The 18,318-nt window shown below is 39.2% G+C and carries 18 protein-coding genes; 14 read left to right on the plus strand and 4 right to left on the minus strand.

Features of this window, described 5'->3' with window-relative positions; all coding sequences use genetic code 11:
* The first annotated feature begins 18 nt into the window (after window positions 1–18).
* From B9A52_RS22620 to B9A52_RS22630, 3 genes are all read left to right on the plus strand, one after another.
* Window positions 19–849, plus strand: coding sequence for a fumarylacetoacetate hydrolase family protein (locus B9A52_RS22620; protein ID WP_084122866.1), 831 nt, complete (start codon window positions 19–21; stop codon window positions 847–849).
* A 110-nt stretch (window positions 850–959) separates the two neighbouring features.
* Window positions 960–2,024 carry a sensor histidine kinase gene (locus tag B9A52_RS22625; protein ID WP_084122867.1) on the plus strand — a complete coding sequence of 355 codons (1,065 nt, stop codon included), beginning with the start codon at window positions 960–962 and terminating at the stop codon, window positions 2,022–2,024.
* Window positions 2,017–2,736, plus strand: coding sequence for a LytR/AlgR family response regulator transcription factor (locus B9A52_RS22630; protein WP_084122868.1), 720 nt, complete (start codon window positions 2,017–2,019; stop codon window positions 2,734–2,736). Before B9A52_RS22625 ends, B9A52_RS22630 begins: the two co-directional genes overlap by 8 nt.
* Before the next feature lie 130 nt (window positions 2,737–2,866).
* Here B9A52_RS22630 and B9A52_RS22635 read toward each other — a convergent pair whose 3' ends face one another.
* A complete protein-coding gene (locus B9A52_RS22635; protein ID WP_084122869.1) occupies window positions 2,867–3,031 on the minus strand; it encodes a DUF1328 domain-containing protein in 165 nt (54 codons plus the stop codon).
* Between the two features lie 204 nt (window positions 3,032–3,235).
* Between B9A52_RS22635 and B9A52_RS22640 the strand changes: the two genes are divergently transcribed.
* Entirely contained in the window at window positions 3,236–3,361 is a 126-nt protein-coding gene (locus tag B9A52_RS22640; protein ID WP_197687256.1) for a thiamine pyrophosphate-binding protein, read from the plus strand.
* Here the strand turns inward: B9A52_RS22640 and B9A52_RS22645 are convergent, their stop codons facing one another.
* On the minus strand, window positions 3,362–4,867 hold the full coding sequence (locus tag B9A52_RS22645; protein WP_084118813.1) for an IS1634 family transposase: 1,506 nt from the start codon (window positions 4,865–4,867) through the stop codon (window positions 3,362–3,364).
* A 143-nt stretch (window positions 4,868–5,010) separates the two neighbouring features.
* On the minus strand, window positions 5,011–5,175 hold the full coding sequence (locus tag B9A52_RS22650; protein ID WP_084122869.1) for a DUF1328 domain-containing protein: 165 nt from the start codon (window positions 5,173–5,175) through the stop codon (window positions 5,011–5,013).
* 204 nt (window positions 5,176–5,379) lie between these two features.
* Between B9A52_RS22650 and B9A52_RS22655 the strand changes: the two genes are divergently transcribed.
* The gene (locus B9A52_RS22655) at window positions 5,380–7,020 is read left to right on the plus strand and encodes an acetolactate synthase large subunit (protein WP_084122870.1); all 1,641 of its coding nucleotides are present in this window, start codon (window positions 5,380–5,382) and stop codon (window positions 7,018–7,020) included.
* Window positions 7,017–8,417 carry an aldehyde dehydrogenase family protein gene (locus B9A52_RS22660; RefSeq protein WP_084122871.1) on the plus strand — a complete coding sequence of 467 codons (1,401 nt, stop codon included), beginning with the start codon at window positions 7,017–7,019 and terminating at the stop codon, window positions 8,415–8,417. The genes B9A52_RS22655 and B9A52_RS22660 overlap by 4 nt, the downstream gene beginning before the upstream one ends.
* Window positions 8,418–8,531: 114 nt before the next feature.
* On the opposite strand, the gene B9A52_RS22665 is transcribed toward B9A52_RS22660, so the two are convergent.
* On the minus strand, window positions 8,532–9,212 hold the full coding sequence (locus B9A52_RS22665; protein WP_084122872.1) for an aspartate/glutamate racemase family protein: 681 nt from the start codon (window positions 9,210–9,212) through the stop codon (window positions 8,532–8,534).
* Between the two features lie 522 nt (window positions 9,213–9,734).
* Here B9A52_RS22665 and B9A52_RS22670 point away from each other — a divergent pair.
* From B9A52_RS22670 to lepB, 8 genes are all read left to right on the plus strand, one after another.
* The gene (locus tag B9A52_RS22670) at window positions 9,735–11,354 is read left to right on the plus strand and encodes a CTP synthase (protein WP_084123651.1); all 1,620 of its coding nucleotides are present in this window, start codon (window positions 9,735–9,737) and stop codon (window positions 11,352–11,354) included.
* A gap of 99 nt (window positions 11,355–11,453) precedes the next feature.
* Window positions 11,454–13,253: a membrane protein insertase YidC gene (gene yidC / locus B9A52_RS22675; protein WP_084122873.1), complete on the plus strand. Its 1,800-nt coding sequence runs from the start codon at window positions 11,454–11,456 to the stop codon at window positions 13,251–13,253.
* Window positions 13,254–13,464: 211 nt separating this feature from the next.
* Window positions 13,465–14,148 carry a metal-dependent hydrolase gene (locus B9A52_RS22680; protein ID WP_172805270.1) on the plus strand — a complete coding sequence of 228 codons (684 nt, stop codon included), beginning with the start codon at window positions 13,465–13,467 and terminating at the stop codon, window positions 14,146–14,148.
* Window positions 14,149–14,155: 7 nt separating this feature from the next.
* Window positions 14,156–14,935, plus strand: a complete 780-nt coding sequence (locus B9A52_RS22685; protein ID WP_084122874.1) for a ParA family protein — start codon at window positions 14,156–14,158, stop codon at window positions 14,933–14,935.
* A 13-nt stretch (window positions 14,936–14,948) separates the two neighbouring features.
* Window positions 14,949–15,866, plus strand: a complete 918-nt coding sequence (locus tag B9A52_RS22690) for a ParB/RepB/Spo0J family partition protein (RefSeq protein WP_084122875.1) — start codon at window positions 14,949–14,951, stop codon at window positions 15,864–15,866.
* Window positions 15,867–15,917: 51 nt separating this feature from the next.
* Window positions 15,918–16,487 carry a DUF5683 domain-containing protein gene (locus tag B9A52_RS22695; RefSeq protein ID WP_084123653.1) on the plus strand — a complete coding sequence of 190 codons (570 nt, stop codon included), beginning with the start codon at window positions 15,918–15,920 and terminating at the stop codon, window positions 16,485–16,487.
* Window positions 16,488–16,493: 6 nt separating this feature from the next.
* Complete coding sequence (gene dapB / locus B9A52_RS22700; protein ID WP_084122876.1) at window positions 16,494–17,216, plus strand: 4-hydroxy-tetrahydrodipicolinate reductase; 723 nt, start codon at window positions 16,494–16,496, stop codon at window positions 17,214–17,216.
* A gap of 14 nt (window positions 17,217–17,230) precedes the next feature.
* Window positions 17,231–18,307 (plus strand): signal peptidase I, encoded by a 1,077-nt coding sequence (lepB, locus tag B9A52_RS22705; protein ID WP_084122877.1) that lies wholly within the window; start codon window positions 17,231–17,233, stop codon window positions 18,305–18,307.
* Window positions 18,308–18,318 lie beyond the last annotated feature (11 nt).

Below are 18,318 nucleotides of genomic sequence, written 5' to 3' on the forward strand. Positions count from 1 at the left end.
ACCTTTAAACCAAAATCTATGAAAATCTACAAATCCTCGAATGACATCATAATTGAATCAAATGGAAAATATTTCCTGGCTGAGACAAAAGACTGGAATTATTTGGTAAACCAAGAAAATCTTTATGCTAAACTCAAAGAACATGTCAGCCCTTGGAATGAAGTAAATTGGTCGCCTGACAAAATCCAAGCGCCAATTGGAACGCAGGAAATCTGGGCTGCAGGGGTTACTTATTTCAGAAGTAGGGAAGCGCGGATGGAAGAATCCAAAGAAAGCGGTGCCGATGTGTTTTATTCCAAAGTTTATGAAGCAGAAAGACCGGAATTGTTTTTCAAATCCACGTATTATCGGGTAGCCCATCCTGGCGGAAAAGTCAATATCCGTAAAGATTCAAAATGGAATGTGCCTGAACCGGAACTGACCTTATTTATCAATTCATGGGGGAAAATTGTAGGGTACACCATTGGAAATGACATGAGCTCCAGGGATATAGAGGGTGAAAACCCATTATACTTACCTCAAGCAAAATGTTACGATTATTCGGCAGCTATTGGACCTTGCTTATGGGTTCCGGAAAAACCCATCGATCCAGATACCAAAATCCATATGAAAATAGAAAGGTTGGGGAAAACGGTTTTTGAAGGAGAAATTTCCATCAACCAAATGAAAAGAGGACATGAAGAACTGGCAGGATTTCTTTTCAGGGAAATGAGCTTTTCTGATGGTGTTTATTTGATGACAGGTACCTGTTTGGTTCCTGATGATAGCTTTACACTCAAGCCGGGTGATAAAATCAGCATAGAAATCGACAATATTGGTGTTCTGGAAAATACTGTAAACATGGCTTGAATTTCGTTTATCCCAGATTCTATGCAACCCTGTATATCTTTATAAAAAAAATTCAGGTTCTAAGTTTCTTTGTTAGTCCGAATATTCAAATTGCTCAAGTCGATAATTCTATGCAAAGAGTAAATCTTACAAAAACCCAAAAATACTGGACTTTTCAGATTTTAGGATGGGGATCTATCGTTTTTGTGGAAACGATAAATTACTCCTTCTTTATCTTGAAGCACTTTGATTGGAACTTTGTAATTCAGTTTTTAATATTGTCAGTTTCAGGTATTTTGGTATCGCATTTTTACAGAAAGGTTTTTATAAAGCCTTCTTTGTTTGAAAAAAGCCTTTCAAAAATTTGGCTTCGGGCCTTAACTGATACTTTTTTAATAACTCTTTCTATTGTATTGATTTATTTTTCTCCTTTACTATTTGAGGTTAACCCCAATTTTACCAAAGACGTATTTCTGATTTCATTTTTGGGTCAGATCATGAATGTAGCCCGGTATGTGGTCGTATGGATTATTATTTATTATCTGTACCATATTTTAAATAGAAACAAAGAGATATCCGAGCAAAAACTAAAGATGGAAAATCTCATCAAAACCTCAGAACTTGAACTCTTAAAGTCCCAATTAAACCCTCATTTTCTTTTCAATGCGCTCAATAGCATCAAGGCGCTTGTTTTGATTGATGCCGAAAAAGCCAGGACCGCTATTATCAAACTCAGTGAACTCTTACGTTTTACCTTGAACTATGAAAAAACACCACTGATCAACCTTTCAGATGAAATCAATGAGGTAATCAAATACCTGGAGTTGGAAAAAATCAGATTCGGGGAGAGGTTGAATGTGGAAATAGACCTTGAAGAAGATTCTCTGCATGCAAAAGTCCCTCCGGCTATGGTATTGACACTTGTGGAAAATGCCATAAAGCATGGAATCAATAAACTTCCTGATGGCGGTACAATAAGAATAACTTCTTCTATTTCATCGAAAACCTGTAAAATTGAAATAACAAATCCCGGGGTTTTAAGTGTAGTAAATACAAAAGGCATAGGTCTTGAAAATGTTAAAAAAAGGCTGAATAATCTTTTTGGTGAAAATTCAGCATTCATACTTAAAAGTAAACTATCGGATCAAATTTCTGCCAAATTAATCTTTCCATTAAAATACAGCACCAATGACTAGGAAATTCTATATCGTCGATGACGAATCCTTGGCTATACAAGAACTGGAGACATTATTGAAACCCTATCCAAAACTGGAAATTATAGGAAAAAGCGATAGAGTTCAAAAAGCTATAGAAGATATCAATACTCTCAAACCGGAATTGATATTTTTGGATATAAACATGCCCGGAATGGATGGATTCGAATTATTGTCCAAATTGGATGAAGTTCCTGAAGTCATTTTTGTGACTGCCTATGATGAATATGCTATCAAAGCTTTTGAAGTCAATGCACTGGATTACATTTTAAAACCTATCAACCCTGAAAGGCTCAAAGATGCAATTTCAAAGGTGGAGAAAAAGTTGAAGGATAATGCGAGCAGTGCTCAGGATAAACTAGGTCTTGAAAAAAAGATTTTTATCAAAGATGGTGAAAAATGCTTCTTTGTACCTGTAAAGGATATTTTTCTAATAGAAAGCGAGGGAAATTATGTCAAAGTTTACTTTGAAAACAAAAAACCGCTTTTGCATAAATCACTGACTTATATGGACAGCAGGTTGCCTGAAGAAACATTTTTCAGGGCAAACCGACAGTTTATCATCAACCTGAATTACATCAAAAATATTGAACCCTATTTTAACAGTACCTTACTGGTAGAAATGCAAAACGGTCAAAAAATCGACCTCAGTCAGCGACAAAGTGTTAAATTCAGGGAATTGACTGGAGTATAATTTTATAGTATTGATATCCTCGCCACTAGTTTTCAGCTACATTCTGAGGGTTTCAGATGAATAATTACAGTTGTATACATTTTGTTTTTGGGCATAAATCCAAACACTCCAAAACCTTCACCTATCGCATCTAAAAGCCGCTGATAAATCCAATAATAAGCGTTATCAAAAAAATGACGATAAAAATGTAGAATACAAATTTTGCTATTGCGGCAAGACCTTTGGCTATACCGGTAAATCCAAGAATGGCAGCAATAAGTGCAATGACGAGGGCAGTAATGACAAATGACAACATGTTTTTGTAGTTTAGGGTTAAACAAAACAATTGTATTTAGACAATATATTCTTTTAAAATTACAAATTATGGGTAAAAGTTTAAAGAAAAAATTATCTTTATTTTTAAAATAAAAAAAGTTATATTCATTTTTTAGGCAATCAATCTAATGAAATTATGGTTGTATGTAAATAGTCAGTTTTTAAATACAAGTAAAAACCAACCATGAAAGCTTCAGACCTTTTTGTAAAAGCCTTAGAAAATGAGGGAGTAGAGTACATTTTTGGAGTTCCAGGAGAGGAAAACCTTGATTTTCTCCAATCTCCTGACTTCCGCACTGGGACACCCTGATTAAAATCCGAATATTTCTTGTACTGATTTCTGTTCTTCGGTAAGGATTATTGTTTTCTTGATGACTTCCTTGTTTGGGGTGACCAAACCTATTTCATGGATGTTCTGTATGATCTCGATTGCCTTTTCGGGGCTTAATCCGGCCTTTTTGGATTTGAGTATCCTGTCAAGTTCTTTGTACACTTTGTATGCCGTAAAATTCAGGCATATATGTGCCTCTATTCTTTCCCTTTTATGGTGGAAAACAGGCCTTATTTTCAATTCGTTTTTTGCAACCCGGAATGCTTTCTCTATCTGCCAAAGGTGGCGGTAGTTTTCCAGAACTTCCTCTTTGGTCATAGTTGAGTTGGTCAAGTATCCCTTGAGCCCATCCCATTTTGCGTCCATATCCACTTTTTCCTGGTCAAGTGCCAACGCCACTTCACCTTCCATTCTAAGAAATTTGTTGTAGCCTTTGTTATTGATACTCGACTTGGTAAGTTTCCCCGATTTCAACTGCATTTCTAGCCTTTTGACACCTCTTTCCCTATTGTACCGATCCTTTTTTGCCCGGTCTTGCGAATAGGTAACGACCAAGGTCATACCTTCTTTCTTAATTGCCCTGCTCTGGTCTTTTTCGAAGTCAAGCCCCAGGATTTCTTTTTTGACAGATTCTTTTTCATTTTTAATCCTTGCTCCCAAAATAAACTCGTAGCCTTTTTCGACAAGTTCCTGCACATTTTTGTTTGAAAGAAGGCCTGCATCGGCAACAACTGTGAGCTTTTCAAAATTGTATTTCATGCGGAAGCCCTCCAGAATGGGAAGGAATGTATCCCCCTCGTATTTGTTTCCCTCAAAAATATCATAAGCCAATGGATATGCGTCTTTGCTCACCAGCAAACCCAGTACAATCTGGGGATGTTTGTGCTTCCCGTCTTTTGAAAACCCGGGCTTTCTGATATCATCCTCTTTTTCTATTTCAAAGTAGATGGTTGTAACATCATAAAAAACCGCGTGGATGCCACCGTCCAAAACTTGCAGGGTATGTTCAAAGCTGATCTTTTGGACCAGATCCTTATACCTGGAATGCAGCCTATCCATAAAGCGGTAAATGTCGTCTTCGGAGTAAGACTTCTGTTCGTAACGGTAAAGATATTCTGTTGTTTTAAGCTTGCTTTTAGGGTAAACCAAACGGTATAACACAAGATCTTTGAAAAGCTCCTCATTGATCTGAGTAAAACCAATATCATCAAATATCTTCCCCAAAACATACTGTATGCCGACAAGCTTATGTGAACTGATTGAAGACAGCACATCAGTAAATATCCTCCTGTGATCGGTAAAGTCGATCTCCTGAAGCCCCATTTGTTTTTGAGCATAACTTTTACCTTCGGCAACCAGACGCTCAATTTCTAAGGTATCTTTACTTGAGCCAATGGTCTTTAGAACCTTATATTTCCCTTGGCTTTTATCTATTACCTGTACACTGACAAGTCCACTTTTATTTGGCTTTTTGCGAACAAACATGGACTAATTTAATAAAATCATGCTCTGGGACACCCAAAACCAAAATATAAAAATTCTTAAACATTGAAAATCAATAACTTAAAAAATTACCGTGAATTACCTGCGGAAGTCAGGAAACACTCCAAAACCTTCACCTATCGCATCTAAAAGCCGCTGATAAATCCAATAATAAGCGTTATCAAAAAAATGACGATAAAAATGTAGAATACAAATTTTGCTATTGCGGCAAGACCTTTGGCTATACCGGTAAATCCAAGAATGGCAGCAATAAGTGCAATGACGAGGGCAGTAATGACAAATGACAACATGTTTTTGTAGTTTAGGGTTAAACAAAACAATTGTATTTAGACAATATATTCTTTTAAAATTACAAATTATGGGTAAAAGTTTAAAGAAAAAATTATCTTTATTTTTAAAATAAAAAAAGTTATATTCATTTTTTAGGCAATCAATCTAATGAAATTATGGTTGTATGTAAATAGTCAGTTTTTAAATACAAGTAAAAACCAACCATGAAAGCTTCAGACCTTTTTGTAAAAGCCTTAGAAAATGAGGGAGTAGAGTACATTTTTGGAGTTCCAGGAGAGGAAAACCTTGATTTTCTCCAATCTCTAAAAAATTCAAAAATCAAATTAATTGTCAACCGACACGAACAAGGTGCAGGTTTTATGGCTGCTACCTATGGCAGACTGACAGGTAAGCCGGGGGTTTGTTTGGCCACCTTGGGTCCAGGAGCTACCAATCTTGTCACTCCTGCCGCCTATGCACAGTTGGGCGGCATGCCCATGCTGATGATTACTGGCCAAAAACCCATCAAAAAAAGCAAACAGGCCCGGTTTCAGATCATTGATGTGGTGGGTATGATGAGACCCATTACCAAGTATACCAAACAAATTGTGGATGGTAACAATATATCTTCCAATGTTAGGGAAGCTTTTAGGCTGGCAATGGAGGAAAAACCCGGGGCAGTACATTTGGAATTCCCTGAAGATATCGCTCAGGAAGATTGTGATGAAAGTGTATTTGAGGTGGTGGGCCATATCATTCCAAAACCTGATGATAAGGCTATCGCAAAAGCGGTGGAAATGATTCATGCGGCCAAAATGCCCCTATTGCTTATCGGTGCAGGTGCCAACCGTAAAGTAACCTGTGATGCTCTCCGTGATTTTGTCGATCACACCGGTATTTACTTTTTTACCACCCAAATGGGAAAAGGTGTAATTGATGAAAGGCACTCGCAGTATTTAGGGACAGCTGCATTATCGAGTTATGATTTTATTCATGCAGCCATAGAGGAGGCTGATTTGATTATCAATGTAGGACATGATGTGATTGAAAAACCACCGTTTTTTATGAAAAACAATGGTAAAAAAGTCATCCATGTCAATTTTTCTCCCGCCGAAGTTGACCCGGTATACTTTCCACAATTAAATGTGGTAGGTGACATCACCAGTTCTGTCAAAAAATTGACTGAACATACCTTGGTGCAAGAAAATTGGGATTTTGACTTTTATAAAAAAGTGACAAAAGAGGTGGCAGAACATCTGTCAAAATATTTTCTTGATGAAAGGTTTCCCATGTTACCCCAGAGACTAGTGAACTTACTGAGGAAAAAACTTGATTCGAAAGATATCATTACACTGGATAATGGCATCTATAAACTTTGGTTTGCACGGAATTATACCTGCTATGAACCCAATACACTTCTACTTGACAATGCTTTGGCCTCGATGGGCGCCGGCCTTCCGTCAGCGATGATGGTCAAAATGCTTTATCCGGACAGAAATGTGGTAGCAGTTGTCGGAGATGGTGGATTTATGATGAATTCCCAGGAAATAGAGACTGCGGTTAGGTTAGGGCTACATTTGACTGTCATCATCCTAAATGACAATGCTTATGGCATGATCAAATGGAAGCAACAGGACATGGGTTTTGATGATTTTGGATTGGATTATAAAAATCCTGATTTTGTGATGTATGCCGAGAGCTATGGAGCAAAGGGACACCGACCCCAGAATGATGCCGATTTCCAGGAAATCCTCCATCATTGCCTTGAAGATAAATCTGTACATATCATTGACCTACCGGTAGATTATTCCCTTAACCACCCTATCTTGAATGTTATGTTAAAAGAAAAAACCAAAAAATTATGAGCAATAACCAAACATTGAAAGTCTTCTCCCCCTTTGACAATACCCTGATTCAGGAAATACCCATGGATGGAAAAAAAGATGTGGAAAAAGCATTGCGGAAAGCACATGATTTATTTTTGAACCGATCAAAATGGATCCCCTCACATGAAAGAATTGCTGTTCTGGAAAAAGTAGCTGAATTGATGAAAGCAGACCTTGAGGAACTCACCAATACCGCAGCGAGTGAAGGTGGCAAACCTTATCAGGATTCCAAAGTTGAAGTTATCCGTGCCATTAATGGGGTGAAAATTGCAGCCGGGGAAATCGGAAGACTTACCGGAAAACAAATCCCCATGGGCCTGACGCAAGCCTCTGAAAATAGAATTGCATTTACAACAAGAGAGCCCATTGGCGTGGTTGCCTCAATTTCCGCTTTCAATCATCCTTTAAACCTGATCGTTCACCAGACAGTGACGGCATTTGCCGCAGGCTGTCCTGTTATTGTCAAGCCGGCTTCCACAACACCTCTGTCCTGTTTGGCTTTTGCAGAAATACTTTACAAAGCGGGAGTTCCAAAAGATTGGGTCCAAATATTGATCCTCGACAATGAATCCGCTGAAGCACTTGTTACAGATAAAAGAATTAATTTTTTGTCTTTTATCGGGTCGGCCAGAGTGGGTTGGTCCCTCAAGTCAAAATTGGCACCTGGAACCAGATGTGCTTTGGAACATGGCGGTGCCGCACCGGTTATTGTAGAGCCTGATGCGGATTTCAAAACCATGGTTCCTGCCCTTGTCAAAGGGGGATTTTATCATGCCGGTCAGGTCTGTGTATCCGTTCAAAAAATTTTCGCCCATGAATCCATTGCAGAGGAACTGGCCGATGAAATCACAAAAGCTGCTGAGCAATTGATAGTTGGTGATCCTTTGGATAAAAACACAGAGGTCGGTCCTCTGATAGCCGAAAAAGAAGTAGAGAGAGTTCATGAATGGGTGCTGGAAGCAGCAGAAAGTGGGGGCAAAATACTATGCGGAGGCAAGAAAATCTCTGACACCTGCTATTCACCAACGGTGATTTTTAATCCTGCAAGCGAAGCCAAAGTATCCACAGAGGAGGTATTCGGTCCGGTTGTTTGTGTATATCCTTATGCCGACCGGGAAAAGGCCATAAAGGAAGCCAATAGTTTAGATTACCATTTCCAAGCAGCGGTATTTACCAAAGACCTTGACGTGGCCTTTGATACTGTTCAAAAACTCAACGCCACTGCTGTGATGGTCAATGACCATACTGCTTTCAGAGTGGACTGGATGCCCTTTGGAGGAAGAGATTCTTCAGGAGAAGGATTAGGTGGTATCCCCTATTCTATGCATGAAATGACAAGGGAGAAACTGATGGTTGTAAAAAGCAGGTATTTGTAGGTTGAAGTTTTCCTTAACAATATAAGCCACCTCATAATTCGACGGGATTTCGAGGTGGACTAACCATTTATGGATCGCGCTTTAAGCTGGATTTCCCATGGACAATCTTCAGTACTAACTGAGTATAAAATCTGCAGCCATCTTGGCATGCAGTTGGGTGGTGGAGATCAAGGGATAATCGCTTTCATCCTGAGTAACCAACAAAGGCAATTCCGTGCAGCCCAATATCATACCTTCAGCCCCTCTTTCGGCAAGTAATTTCATCTGTTCTTTATAAAAAGCTTTTGCTTGTTCCGTGAATTTCCCATGGGTCAATTCTTTGGAAACAAAATAATGCGACTGATCAAGGTATTCCTGATCGGGTATGATAGTGCTGATATTGAAATTTTTCCTGAGGTACCCTGGAATAAAATCACCTGTCATAGTAGGTTTGTTTCCCAGCAAACCCAAAGTTTTGATTCCCTTGGATTCCGCTTCCTTTCCTATAACTTCTGCAATGTGTAAGATGGGAATATTGATTTTGGGCTGTACAAAATCATAGACCATGTGAGGTGTATTCGCACAGATAATGATAGCTTCTGAGCCTGCTGATTCCAACTTCCTCGCAATCTCCAAATAGGCTTCTTTGATTCTATCTTTGTCCTGATCACGCATCAGTTTTATATTCAGGCTGTAAAGCAAGAGAGGTGGATTTTGATCTTCACCTATCTTTTCCCCTACCAATTCATTGATAAGCCTGTAATATTCTATGGTGGAGTGCCAAGAAGTGCCTCCTATCATTCCTAGTAATTTCATGAAATAAATATAGGGCGAAAATGAATACCTATATTGTAATATAGGGCACAAAGATATTTTTGAAGTGGTAACTCATTTACATTTATAAACAAGCCCTACCTTGTCAAGTTATGGAATCCTGATTTGAAAATTTTCAATAATTATTATGTTCTGACATTGGCTAAGGTGTCTTTAGGTCGAAGATCCCGATCTTTTGGGGGGACATAACATGGATAAAACAAAAGATCAATCGAACGGCATTTGTGCCTTTAGGTACAACATATATCCCGTACCTAAAGGCACGGATCCCAACTAAAATTAAACTTATGCTACCCATATATAGTCCCTAAAGGGACATTTTCTTCATTCATAAGATTATTGAATAGAAATGTGAATTTCTAACTGCTCTTTAAATTTGACAAAGTTGGGCTAATATGAACACCCTAACCAAAATTTCCTTTAAGCTTTCCGTCTCCGAATCAATTATTTTACCTAATTTTGAATCCCATAAGAATCAAAACAAAACAACTTCCTTCCATTCTTATGGCATCATCCACCAAATATATCTTTATTACCGGAGGCGTGACCTCTTCCTTGGGCAAAGGCATCATAGCTGCATCTTTGGCGAAGCTACTGCAGGCTAGAGGATTTACAGTCACCATCCAAAAATTCGACCCTTATCTAAATATTGATCCGGGGACACTCAATCCTTATGAGCATGGCGAATGTTATGTAACTGAGGACGGGGCTGAGACAGATCTTGATTTGGGTCATTATGAGCGCTTTCTCAATACCCCCACTTCTCAGCTGAACAACGTGACAACTGGAAGGATTTACAACAATGTAATCACAAAAGAAAGAAAAGGGGAATATTTGGGGAAAACAGTTCAGGTAATTCCCCACATTACGGATGAAATCAAAAGGAATTTCTTCAAACTGGGGGAAGATGGAAAGTATGATGTGATCATTACTGAAATTGGTGGCTGCGTTGGTGATATCGAATCCCTGCCCTTCATTGAGGCAGTTAGACAAGCCAAATGGGACATTGGAAGTAATAATATTCTGGTTATCCACCTGACACTCATACCTTATCTTTCGGCTGCAAAAGAATTAAAAACAAAACCTACCCAACATTCTGTCAAACAATTGTTGGAAGCAGGGATTCAACCTGATATACTGGTCTGTAGATCAGAGTACCATTTACCTTTGGATGTTAAGAAAAAACTTGCCCTATTCTGTAATGTGGAATTGAATTGTGTGATTGAAGCGATGGATGCGGAGACTATTTATGATGTTCCATTGCTGATGAAAAAAGAAAAACTCGACGAGAGAGTTTTATCAAAACTGAAATTGAGTTCAAAAAGCAACACAGAACTGGATCAATGGAAAGATTTTCTAGGTAGACTAAAAAACCCAACCCAAGAGGTGAATATTGCCTTGGTAGGTAAATATGTGTCCTTGCCTGATGCCTATAAATCCATTATCGAATCATTTATCCATGCAGGTGCGGCATCAGAATGCAAGGTTCATCTTAAATTGATTTCCTCCGAAGAACTGCATCCCGAGAGCATCAGCAAAAAGCTCAATGATATAGACGGGATATTGGTTGCACCTGGTTTTGGTGAAAGAGGACTTGAAGGGAAAATAGAAACTGTTAAATTTGCCCGCGAAAACAATATTCCATTCTTTGGGATTTGTTTAGGTATGCAGGTAGCCGTAATTGAATTTGCCAGAAATGTCATCGGACTTGAAAAGGCCAACAGTACAGAAATGGATCCAAATACCCCCTATCCTGTGATTGATTTGATGGAGGCACAAAAAAATATTGATCAAATGGGTGGAACGATGAGATTAGGTTCTTATCCTTGTGAAATGAAAAAAGGCAGTAAAGCCGCTCAGGCTTATGGCAAAACCAAAACAATGGAAAGGCATAGGCATAGATATGAATTTAACAATAAATACCTTGAGCAGTTTCAGGAAAATGGAATGATTGCCTCAGGGATCAATCCGGAATCCGGTCTAGTAGAAATTATGGAACTCAAAAACCATCCTTGGTTTGTAGGAACCCAATTTCACCCTGAATATAAAAGCACTGTTTTGAATCCACATCCTTTATTTGTGAAGTTCATTCAGTCGACAATAGAAAATAAAAAAAATAAATAATTCAGTTTTTGTCTGTCAAAAAACTTTCGGTTTTCTTAAACACAAGGGATTAAGGAAAAATCATATGTTTTCAATGTCAGTCAGTATCAAAAAGCAAACATGGATAGAAACCAAGCGACCGGATTGATCCTATTCGCAGCAGTATTACTGGTGTATTCGATTTTCTTTGCCACGACTCCCGAGCCTTTAGCTGAGGAGGAAATGGTAAACGAACAAGAGCTTACTACCAAGGAAGGTACAACTCCTGAAATAATTCCACTTCAAGCTGAACCTGACAGCATTCAGGATCTTATTGCAGAAAGACAATTTGGCGTATTCGCCACTTTTACCAAGGGAAGAAAGGAATTGGTTACCCTTGAAAATGAAAAAATTGCAGTCACTTTCTCTACCAAAGGAGCAGAAATCAATAGCGTTGAGCTTAAAGAATTCAAAACCTGGGATCAGAGACCTTTGATGCTTTTGGATGAAAGAAGCTCTGACCTGGATTATAAAATCCAAACGGACAAAGGACTATTGAGTCTCAATGAATTTTATTTCAACCCTACGCTCTCAAAAGTTGACATTGACGGGGTAAGCGCGTCTGTCCTGACATTTATAGCCCAAGCAGGAAATTCCCGTATTGTGCGGACCTACACTTTACCTGAAGGGGGATATGTTTTGGACAAATCATTGGAACTTTCCGGATTGAGTGGGAATCTAACGGATACCAATGTTCAGATTTTATGGGATGACCGATTAATCAAACAGGAAGCTGATATAGAAGAATCAAGAAGAAAGTCGAACATCAACTTTTACAAATCATCAGGAAGCCATGATTATCTCAGCCTTACTTCGGACTCGGATGATGATGAAATATCCGAACCCCTCAAATGGGTTAGTTTTAGTCAGCGGTTTTTCACAACCGGAATTATTGCAGCAAATCAGTTCAATTCCGCTAAACTGAATCAGGTAACCCCCACTGATACCTTGTCGATCAAAAATATGACAGCTGCTTTGGTGCTCCCATTAGAAAATGGCAGAGCAGAAGTCAGCTACTTCTTTGGACCCAATAATTACAATCTTTTAAGGAAAATCACGCCTGGCTTTGAAAACAACGTGGACATGGGTTATTTCTTTGTCAGTTGGGTAAACAAATATATCATTGTCAATCTTTTCCAGTTTTTGGAGAAATATTTTTCCAATTACGGTGTCATCATCATCCTGATAGTACTGATAATCAAACTGGCCTTGTCACCTTTGACTTATAAGTCATATATAGGAATGGCAAAAATGAGGGTAATCAAACCTGAAATTGATGAATTGAAAGCCAAATATCCGGATGATCCTACCAAAATGCAGCAGGAACAGATGAAGCTCTTTGGTCAATTGGGTGTAAGTCCCATTTCGGGATGTTTGCCAATGGTATTTCAGATGCCTTTCCTGTTCGCCATGTTTTTCTTTTTCCCCAATTCAATAGAACTCAGACAGCAATCTTTCCTTTGGGCACATGATCTATCGACTTATGATTCCATCCTGAGCCTTCCTTTCACCATTCCTTTTTATGGTTCCCATGTCAGTTTGTTTACGATATTGATGACGGTTTCTCAGATAGCTTACACGCATTTCAACAACCAATTGACTGCGCAGACCGGACCTATGAAGAACATTGGATATATCATGCCGGTAGTATTTATGTTCGTCCTCAATTCATTCCCGGCAGCTTTGAGTTTCTACTACTTTGTTTCCAATATGGTAACGTTCGGACAGCAGGCTATCATCAAGCTGTTTGTAGATGATGCCAAAATCAGAGAGAAAGTGGAAGCCAATAAATTGAAAAACGTCAATAAGAAAAAATCCAAATTCCAGCAAAAACTGGAAGACGCCATGAAGGCAGCTGATGCCAACAAAAAGAAACCCTAATCTTTAAAGAGACCCTCATTTGGGTCTCTTTTTGTTGGTAGTTATATTATAAAATTGTGAATTGATTATTACTTATCGCATCAGACGGCCTGAAAAGCTCACAATCAAGCCATTAACAGAATCTCCTGCCGCCTGTGGATAACATTTCGTTTCATCCAAAAATTTAAATGATATATTTGTAACATTAGCAAAAACAAGAATATCAATAGACATGATCGAAATTACTTATTACGGCCATTCCACTTATCTCGTAAAAATCAACAACAAATCAATTCTTTTTGACCCTTTTATAAGTCCCAACCCCAAAGCATCCCTAATCAAAGTAGCGGATATCAAACCTGATTACATTCTGATCAGTCATGGTCATGAAGACCATGTAGCTGATGCTGAATCAATTGCCAAGGGAAGTGACGCGATGCTGGTATCTAATTATGAAATTGCCGTTTGGTTTGCTGAGAAAGGGGTGGAAAAATACCATCCCATGAATCATGGAGGCAGTAAAACTTTTGATTTTGGAAAAGTAAAATATGTCAATGCAGTACACAGCAGTACACTCCCTGACGGTTCCTCGGGAGGTGCAGCCGGCGGATTTGTGATAGAACATGCAAATGGATGTTTCTATTTTGCAGGTGATACTGCACTTACTTATGACATGAAGCTGATCGGCGAAGAATTCAAAATTGATTTTGCATTTCTTCCAATCGGGGATAATTTTACTATGGGAATAAAAGATGCCATCAAAGCAGCAAGCTTTGTAGGAACAAAAAAGATTATCGGCATCCATTATGACACATTTCCATACATCGAGATAGATCTTGAACTGGCAAAAAAAGAAGCTGCAGAAGCAGGAAAAGAATTGATTTTGCTTAATATTGGTGAAACTTTTACGCTCTAAACAATTTATGGGAAAAGTTATAGCTATTGCTAACCAAAAAGGAGGCGTAGGAAAAACTACTACAGCGATGAATTTGGCTGCCAGCTTGGCGGTTCTGGAATTCAAAACTTTGGTGGTGGATGCCGATCCACAGGCAAATACTACATCAGGACTTGGGCATGACCCAAAAGAAATCAACACCAGCATTTACGAGTGTATGGTTGACGGAATTGACATCCGGTCTATAATTCTACCTACAGAAATAGAAAAACTTGAACTGATCCCTTCCCATATCGACTTGGTCGGTGCGGAAGTAGAGATGATAAACCTGGAAAACAGGGAGGAAAAAATGAAATCTGTAATCAGCAAGATTAAAGATGATTATGATTTTGTTGTCATTGATTGCTCACCTTCTCTGGGTTTGATTACTATTAATGCCCTTACGGCTGCCAACTCAGTGATCATCCCCGTCCAATGTGAATATTTTGCATTGGAAGGATTGGGAAAACTGCTGAATACCATAAAAATCATACAAACAAGGCTGAATCCCGAACTCGAAATAGAAGGGATTCTGCTCACGATGTATGATGTAAGATTGAGACTATCCAATCAGGTAGTAGAGGAAGTTAGGATGCATTTCAAAAATCTGGTATTTGATACCATCATTCCGAGAAATGTCCGTTTAAGTGAATCGCCAAGCTTTGGATTGCCTGTGATTGCATTTGATGCTGAAGGTAAAGGCGCTGTTGCCTATCTGAACCTGGCACATGAAATCGCAGTCAAAAACGGAATGGAAAAAGTTAATTGAATGAATGTAATTTATGACTGAAAAAAAACCTACACCAAAGAAAAGTGCGCTGGGAAGAGGTCTGGGAGCTTTGCTGCAGGATTCCCCTTCAAAAAACAAACCGGACTCATTGATTCCGGGACATCCTTCTGCCGGAATTTTCGAGATCCCTCTGTCAAATATTCAAGTTAATCCTTTTCAACCAAGGACACATTTTGATAAGGAAGCCTTGCGAGAGCTATCCGAGTCAATCCTTACACAGGGGATCATCCAACCAATTACTGTCAGAAGACTTGAAGAGGGTGAATACCAATTGATTGCCGGGGAGCGGAGGTTTCAGGCTTCCAAAATGGCCGGGTTGGAAAAAATCCCTGCCTATATCAGAACTGCCAATGACCAACAGATGTTGGAAATGGCCCTCATTGAAAATATTCAGAGAGAGAATCTCAATGCACTTGAAATCGCTCACTCCTACCAAAGACTGTTGGCGGAGTGTAACCTCAAGCAGGAAGAACTCGGAGACAGAGTAGGTAAAAACAGAACCACTGTCAATAATTACCTCAGGTTGCTCAAGTTACCACCTGATATTCAGGCCGGCCTGCGGGACAATAAAATTACCATGGGGCACGCAAGGGCCCTGATCAATGTAGAAAGCATCGACAAACAATTGGCCATTTTCAAAAAAACTGTCGAAGAAGAGCTCAGTGTCCGTAAAGTAGAAGCATTGGTTCAGGCAATCAATGGATCCCCTGATGATAAGCCTGAAGAGAAGGGACCAAGCTTAGATCCGGTAAGAAAATATGAAATAGGAAAAATCCAACAAAGATTATCCTCTCATTTTGGATCCAAAGTACAGCTTAAATCAGACTCGAAAAATAAAGGCGAAATAAAAATCCCTTTCCGTTCATCTGATGACCTAAATAGAATCCTTGAAATTCTGGAGATTATCTGACCTTTGAAAAAGGAATTATTCAATAGCCTTTTGTACAACAATAAAAAAGCAATGATATATACTTCTATCATTGCTGTTTTTGTTTTATTGCCCGCGTTGACTTCTTTTGCACAAAATGAAGGAACAAGTCAAGATACTGTCAAGGTGGACTTAACAGAAAAAAATAAAAAAAATCCCCAAAAAGCAACAATCCTCTCCGCTGTACTTCCAGGAGCGGGACAGTTATACAATGGAAAATCATGGAAAATCCCATTGATCTATGCCGGATTTGCTGCCAATATCTATTTTATTGAATTCAATAACAGGAGGTACCAATTCTTTAGGGAGGCTCTTTTCGCCTTCGATGAACCTGGAGGCGCAACCGACCCAAACCGACCATTTCCCAGCTTGAACCGGGACGGACTGGTGAGAAATGTCAATTACTGGAAACGCAATAGAGATTTGAATTATTTTCTTTTTATCGGTATTTATGCACTCAATATCATCGATGCCAATGTTGATGCGCATTTATCGTCTTTTGATGTCAGTGATGACCTGACCTTCAGATTTGAACCCACCTATGAATCCCTGACTGCCGGTGGGGGAAATATAATGGGTGTATCCTTAAAAATTAATTTCTGATCAAGTATGAATATTTTATTACTCGGTTATGGTAAAATGGGTAAAATCATAGGTGAAACCGCAGCATCCCGCGGCCACCATATCGTAGCCAAAATCAATATTGACAACAGACATGAACTGGATGTCCTTGACCCTTCAAAAATAGATGTGGCCATAGAATTCAGTCAACCCGATGCCGCTTTTGACAATATCAGTTGGGCCATTTCAAGAGGTATTCCCGTAGTGGCCGGTACTACCGGTTGGATGGATAAAAAACCTGTTATTGAAACCCTTGCAAAAAACAAAAATACCGCATTCTTCTATGCTTCCAATTTCAGCATCGGTGTCAATATTTTCTTTAAGGTCAACCGATTTCTTGGCTCGCTGATGAAAGATCAGGACTCTTATCATGTCAGCTTAGAGGAAATCCACCATACCGAAAAAAAAGATGCACCAAGTGGTACTGCGATTACATTGGCAGAAGCAATAATCAATGAAATCCCCAGGATAAACAACTGGACACTGTCCGATAATACGTCCGAAAACGAACAAAGTCTACCTATCACCTCCAAAAGAATCGACCCTGCTCCGGGAACACATATTGTACGATATCGTTCTGAAATAGATGATATTGAGATTTCCCATACCGCCCATAACCGGAAGGGATTTGCAGTTGGTGCAGTTTTGGTGGCAGAATGGATAATTAATAAAAAAGGTGTTTTATCAATGGATGATTTCCTATCTTTCTAAAATTTTAAACTAAAATGACTCAAGTTAAAAAGAAAAAATCAGCGGCCCGTGAGTGGGCAGACGCCTTGGTTTTTGCAGTAATTGCAGCCTCTCTTATCCGGTGGCTTTTGCTCGAACCTTTTACCATCCCAACAGCATCCATGGAAAAATCACTTTTGGTCGGTGATTTCCTTTTTGTCAGCAAAATGCACTATGGAACAAGGTTTCCCAGAACCCCATTACAGGTTCCTTTGACCCACCAAAAAATATGGGGAACAAATGCCAACTCCTACTTGGATTGGATAGAACTCCCCTATTATAGATTACCAGGATTTACTTCAGTCAAAAGAAATGATGTGGTGGTCTTTAATTATCCCTCGGAGTTTGAATACCCCGTGGATCTGAAGACCAATTATATCAAGAGGGCGGTGGCCATTCCGGGCGATGTCCTTGAAATAAAAAAGACTCAGGTATATGTCAACGGTGAAGTTGGGTCCAACCCAGAAGAAATGCAATTTTCGTACGATGTGATGACTGATAGAAATCTAAGCCCTGATTTCTTTGATGATTATGGCGTCAATATGGACAGCTATATGCCCTTCTCCAATGGTTCCGGCTATATGGTCATGGCCACAGCTGAATCTGCCGAACAAATACAAAAATCCCCTGCAGTAGGTTCAGTGACCATGCGTGTGGACAGAAGTGATTTTGGCGATCCCCGGGTATTTCCTGATGGAGCCTATTTTGGTTGGAACAAAGACAACATGGGTCCTCTTACCATCCCTGCCAAAGGCTGGACCATTACTATGGATACAGATAATGTGGCAAAGTATTCTTATACAATAGAGCATTTTGAAGGGCATGATAAAGTAGAGGTAAAGGATAATGAACTCTATATTGATGATCAAAAAGTAGAAGAATATACATTCCGTCAGGATTATTATTTTATGATGGGTGACAACAGGCATGACTCTCTGGATTCCAGGTATTGGGGCTTTGTGCCAGAAGACCATATTGTAGGCAAAGCCTGGTTCCTATGGCTTTCCCTGGACAAGCACAAATCCATGTTCAGCAAGATCCGCTGGAGCAGGTTTTTCAACGGAATTAACTGATAAAAAAGCCA

It is taken from the genome of Aquiflexum balticum DSM 16537, from assembly GCF_900176595.1.
Taxonomy (GTDB): Bacteria; Bacteroidota; Bacteroidia; order Cytophagales; family Cyclobacteriaceae; genus Aquiflexum; species Aquiflexum balticum.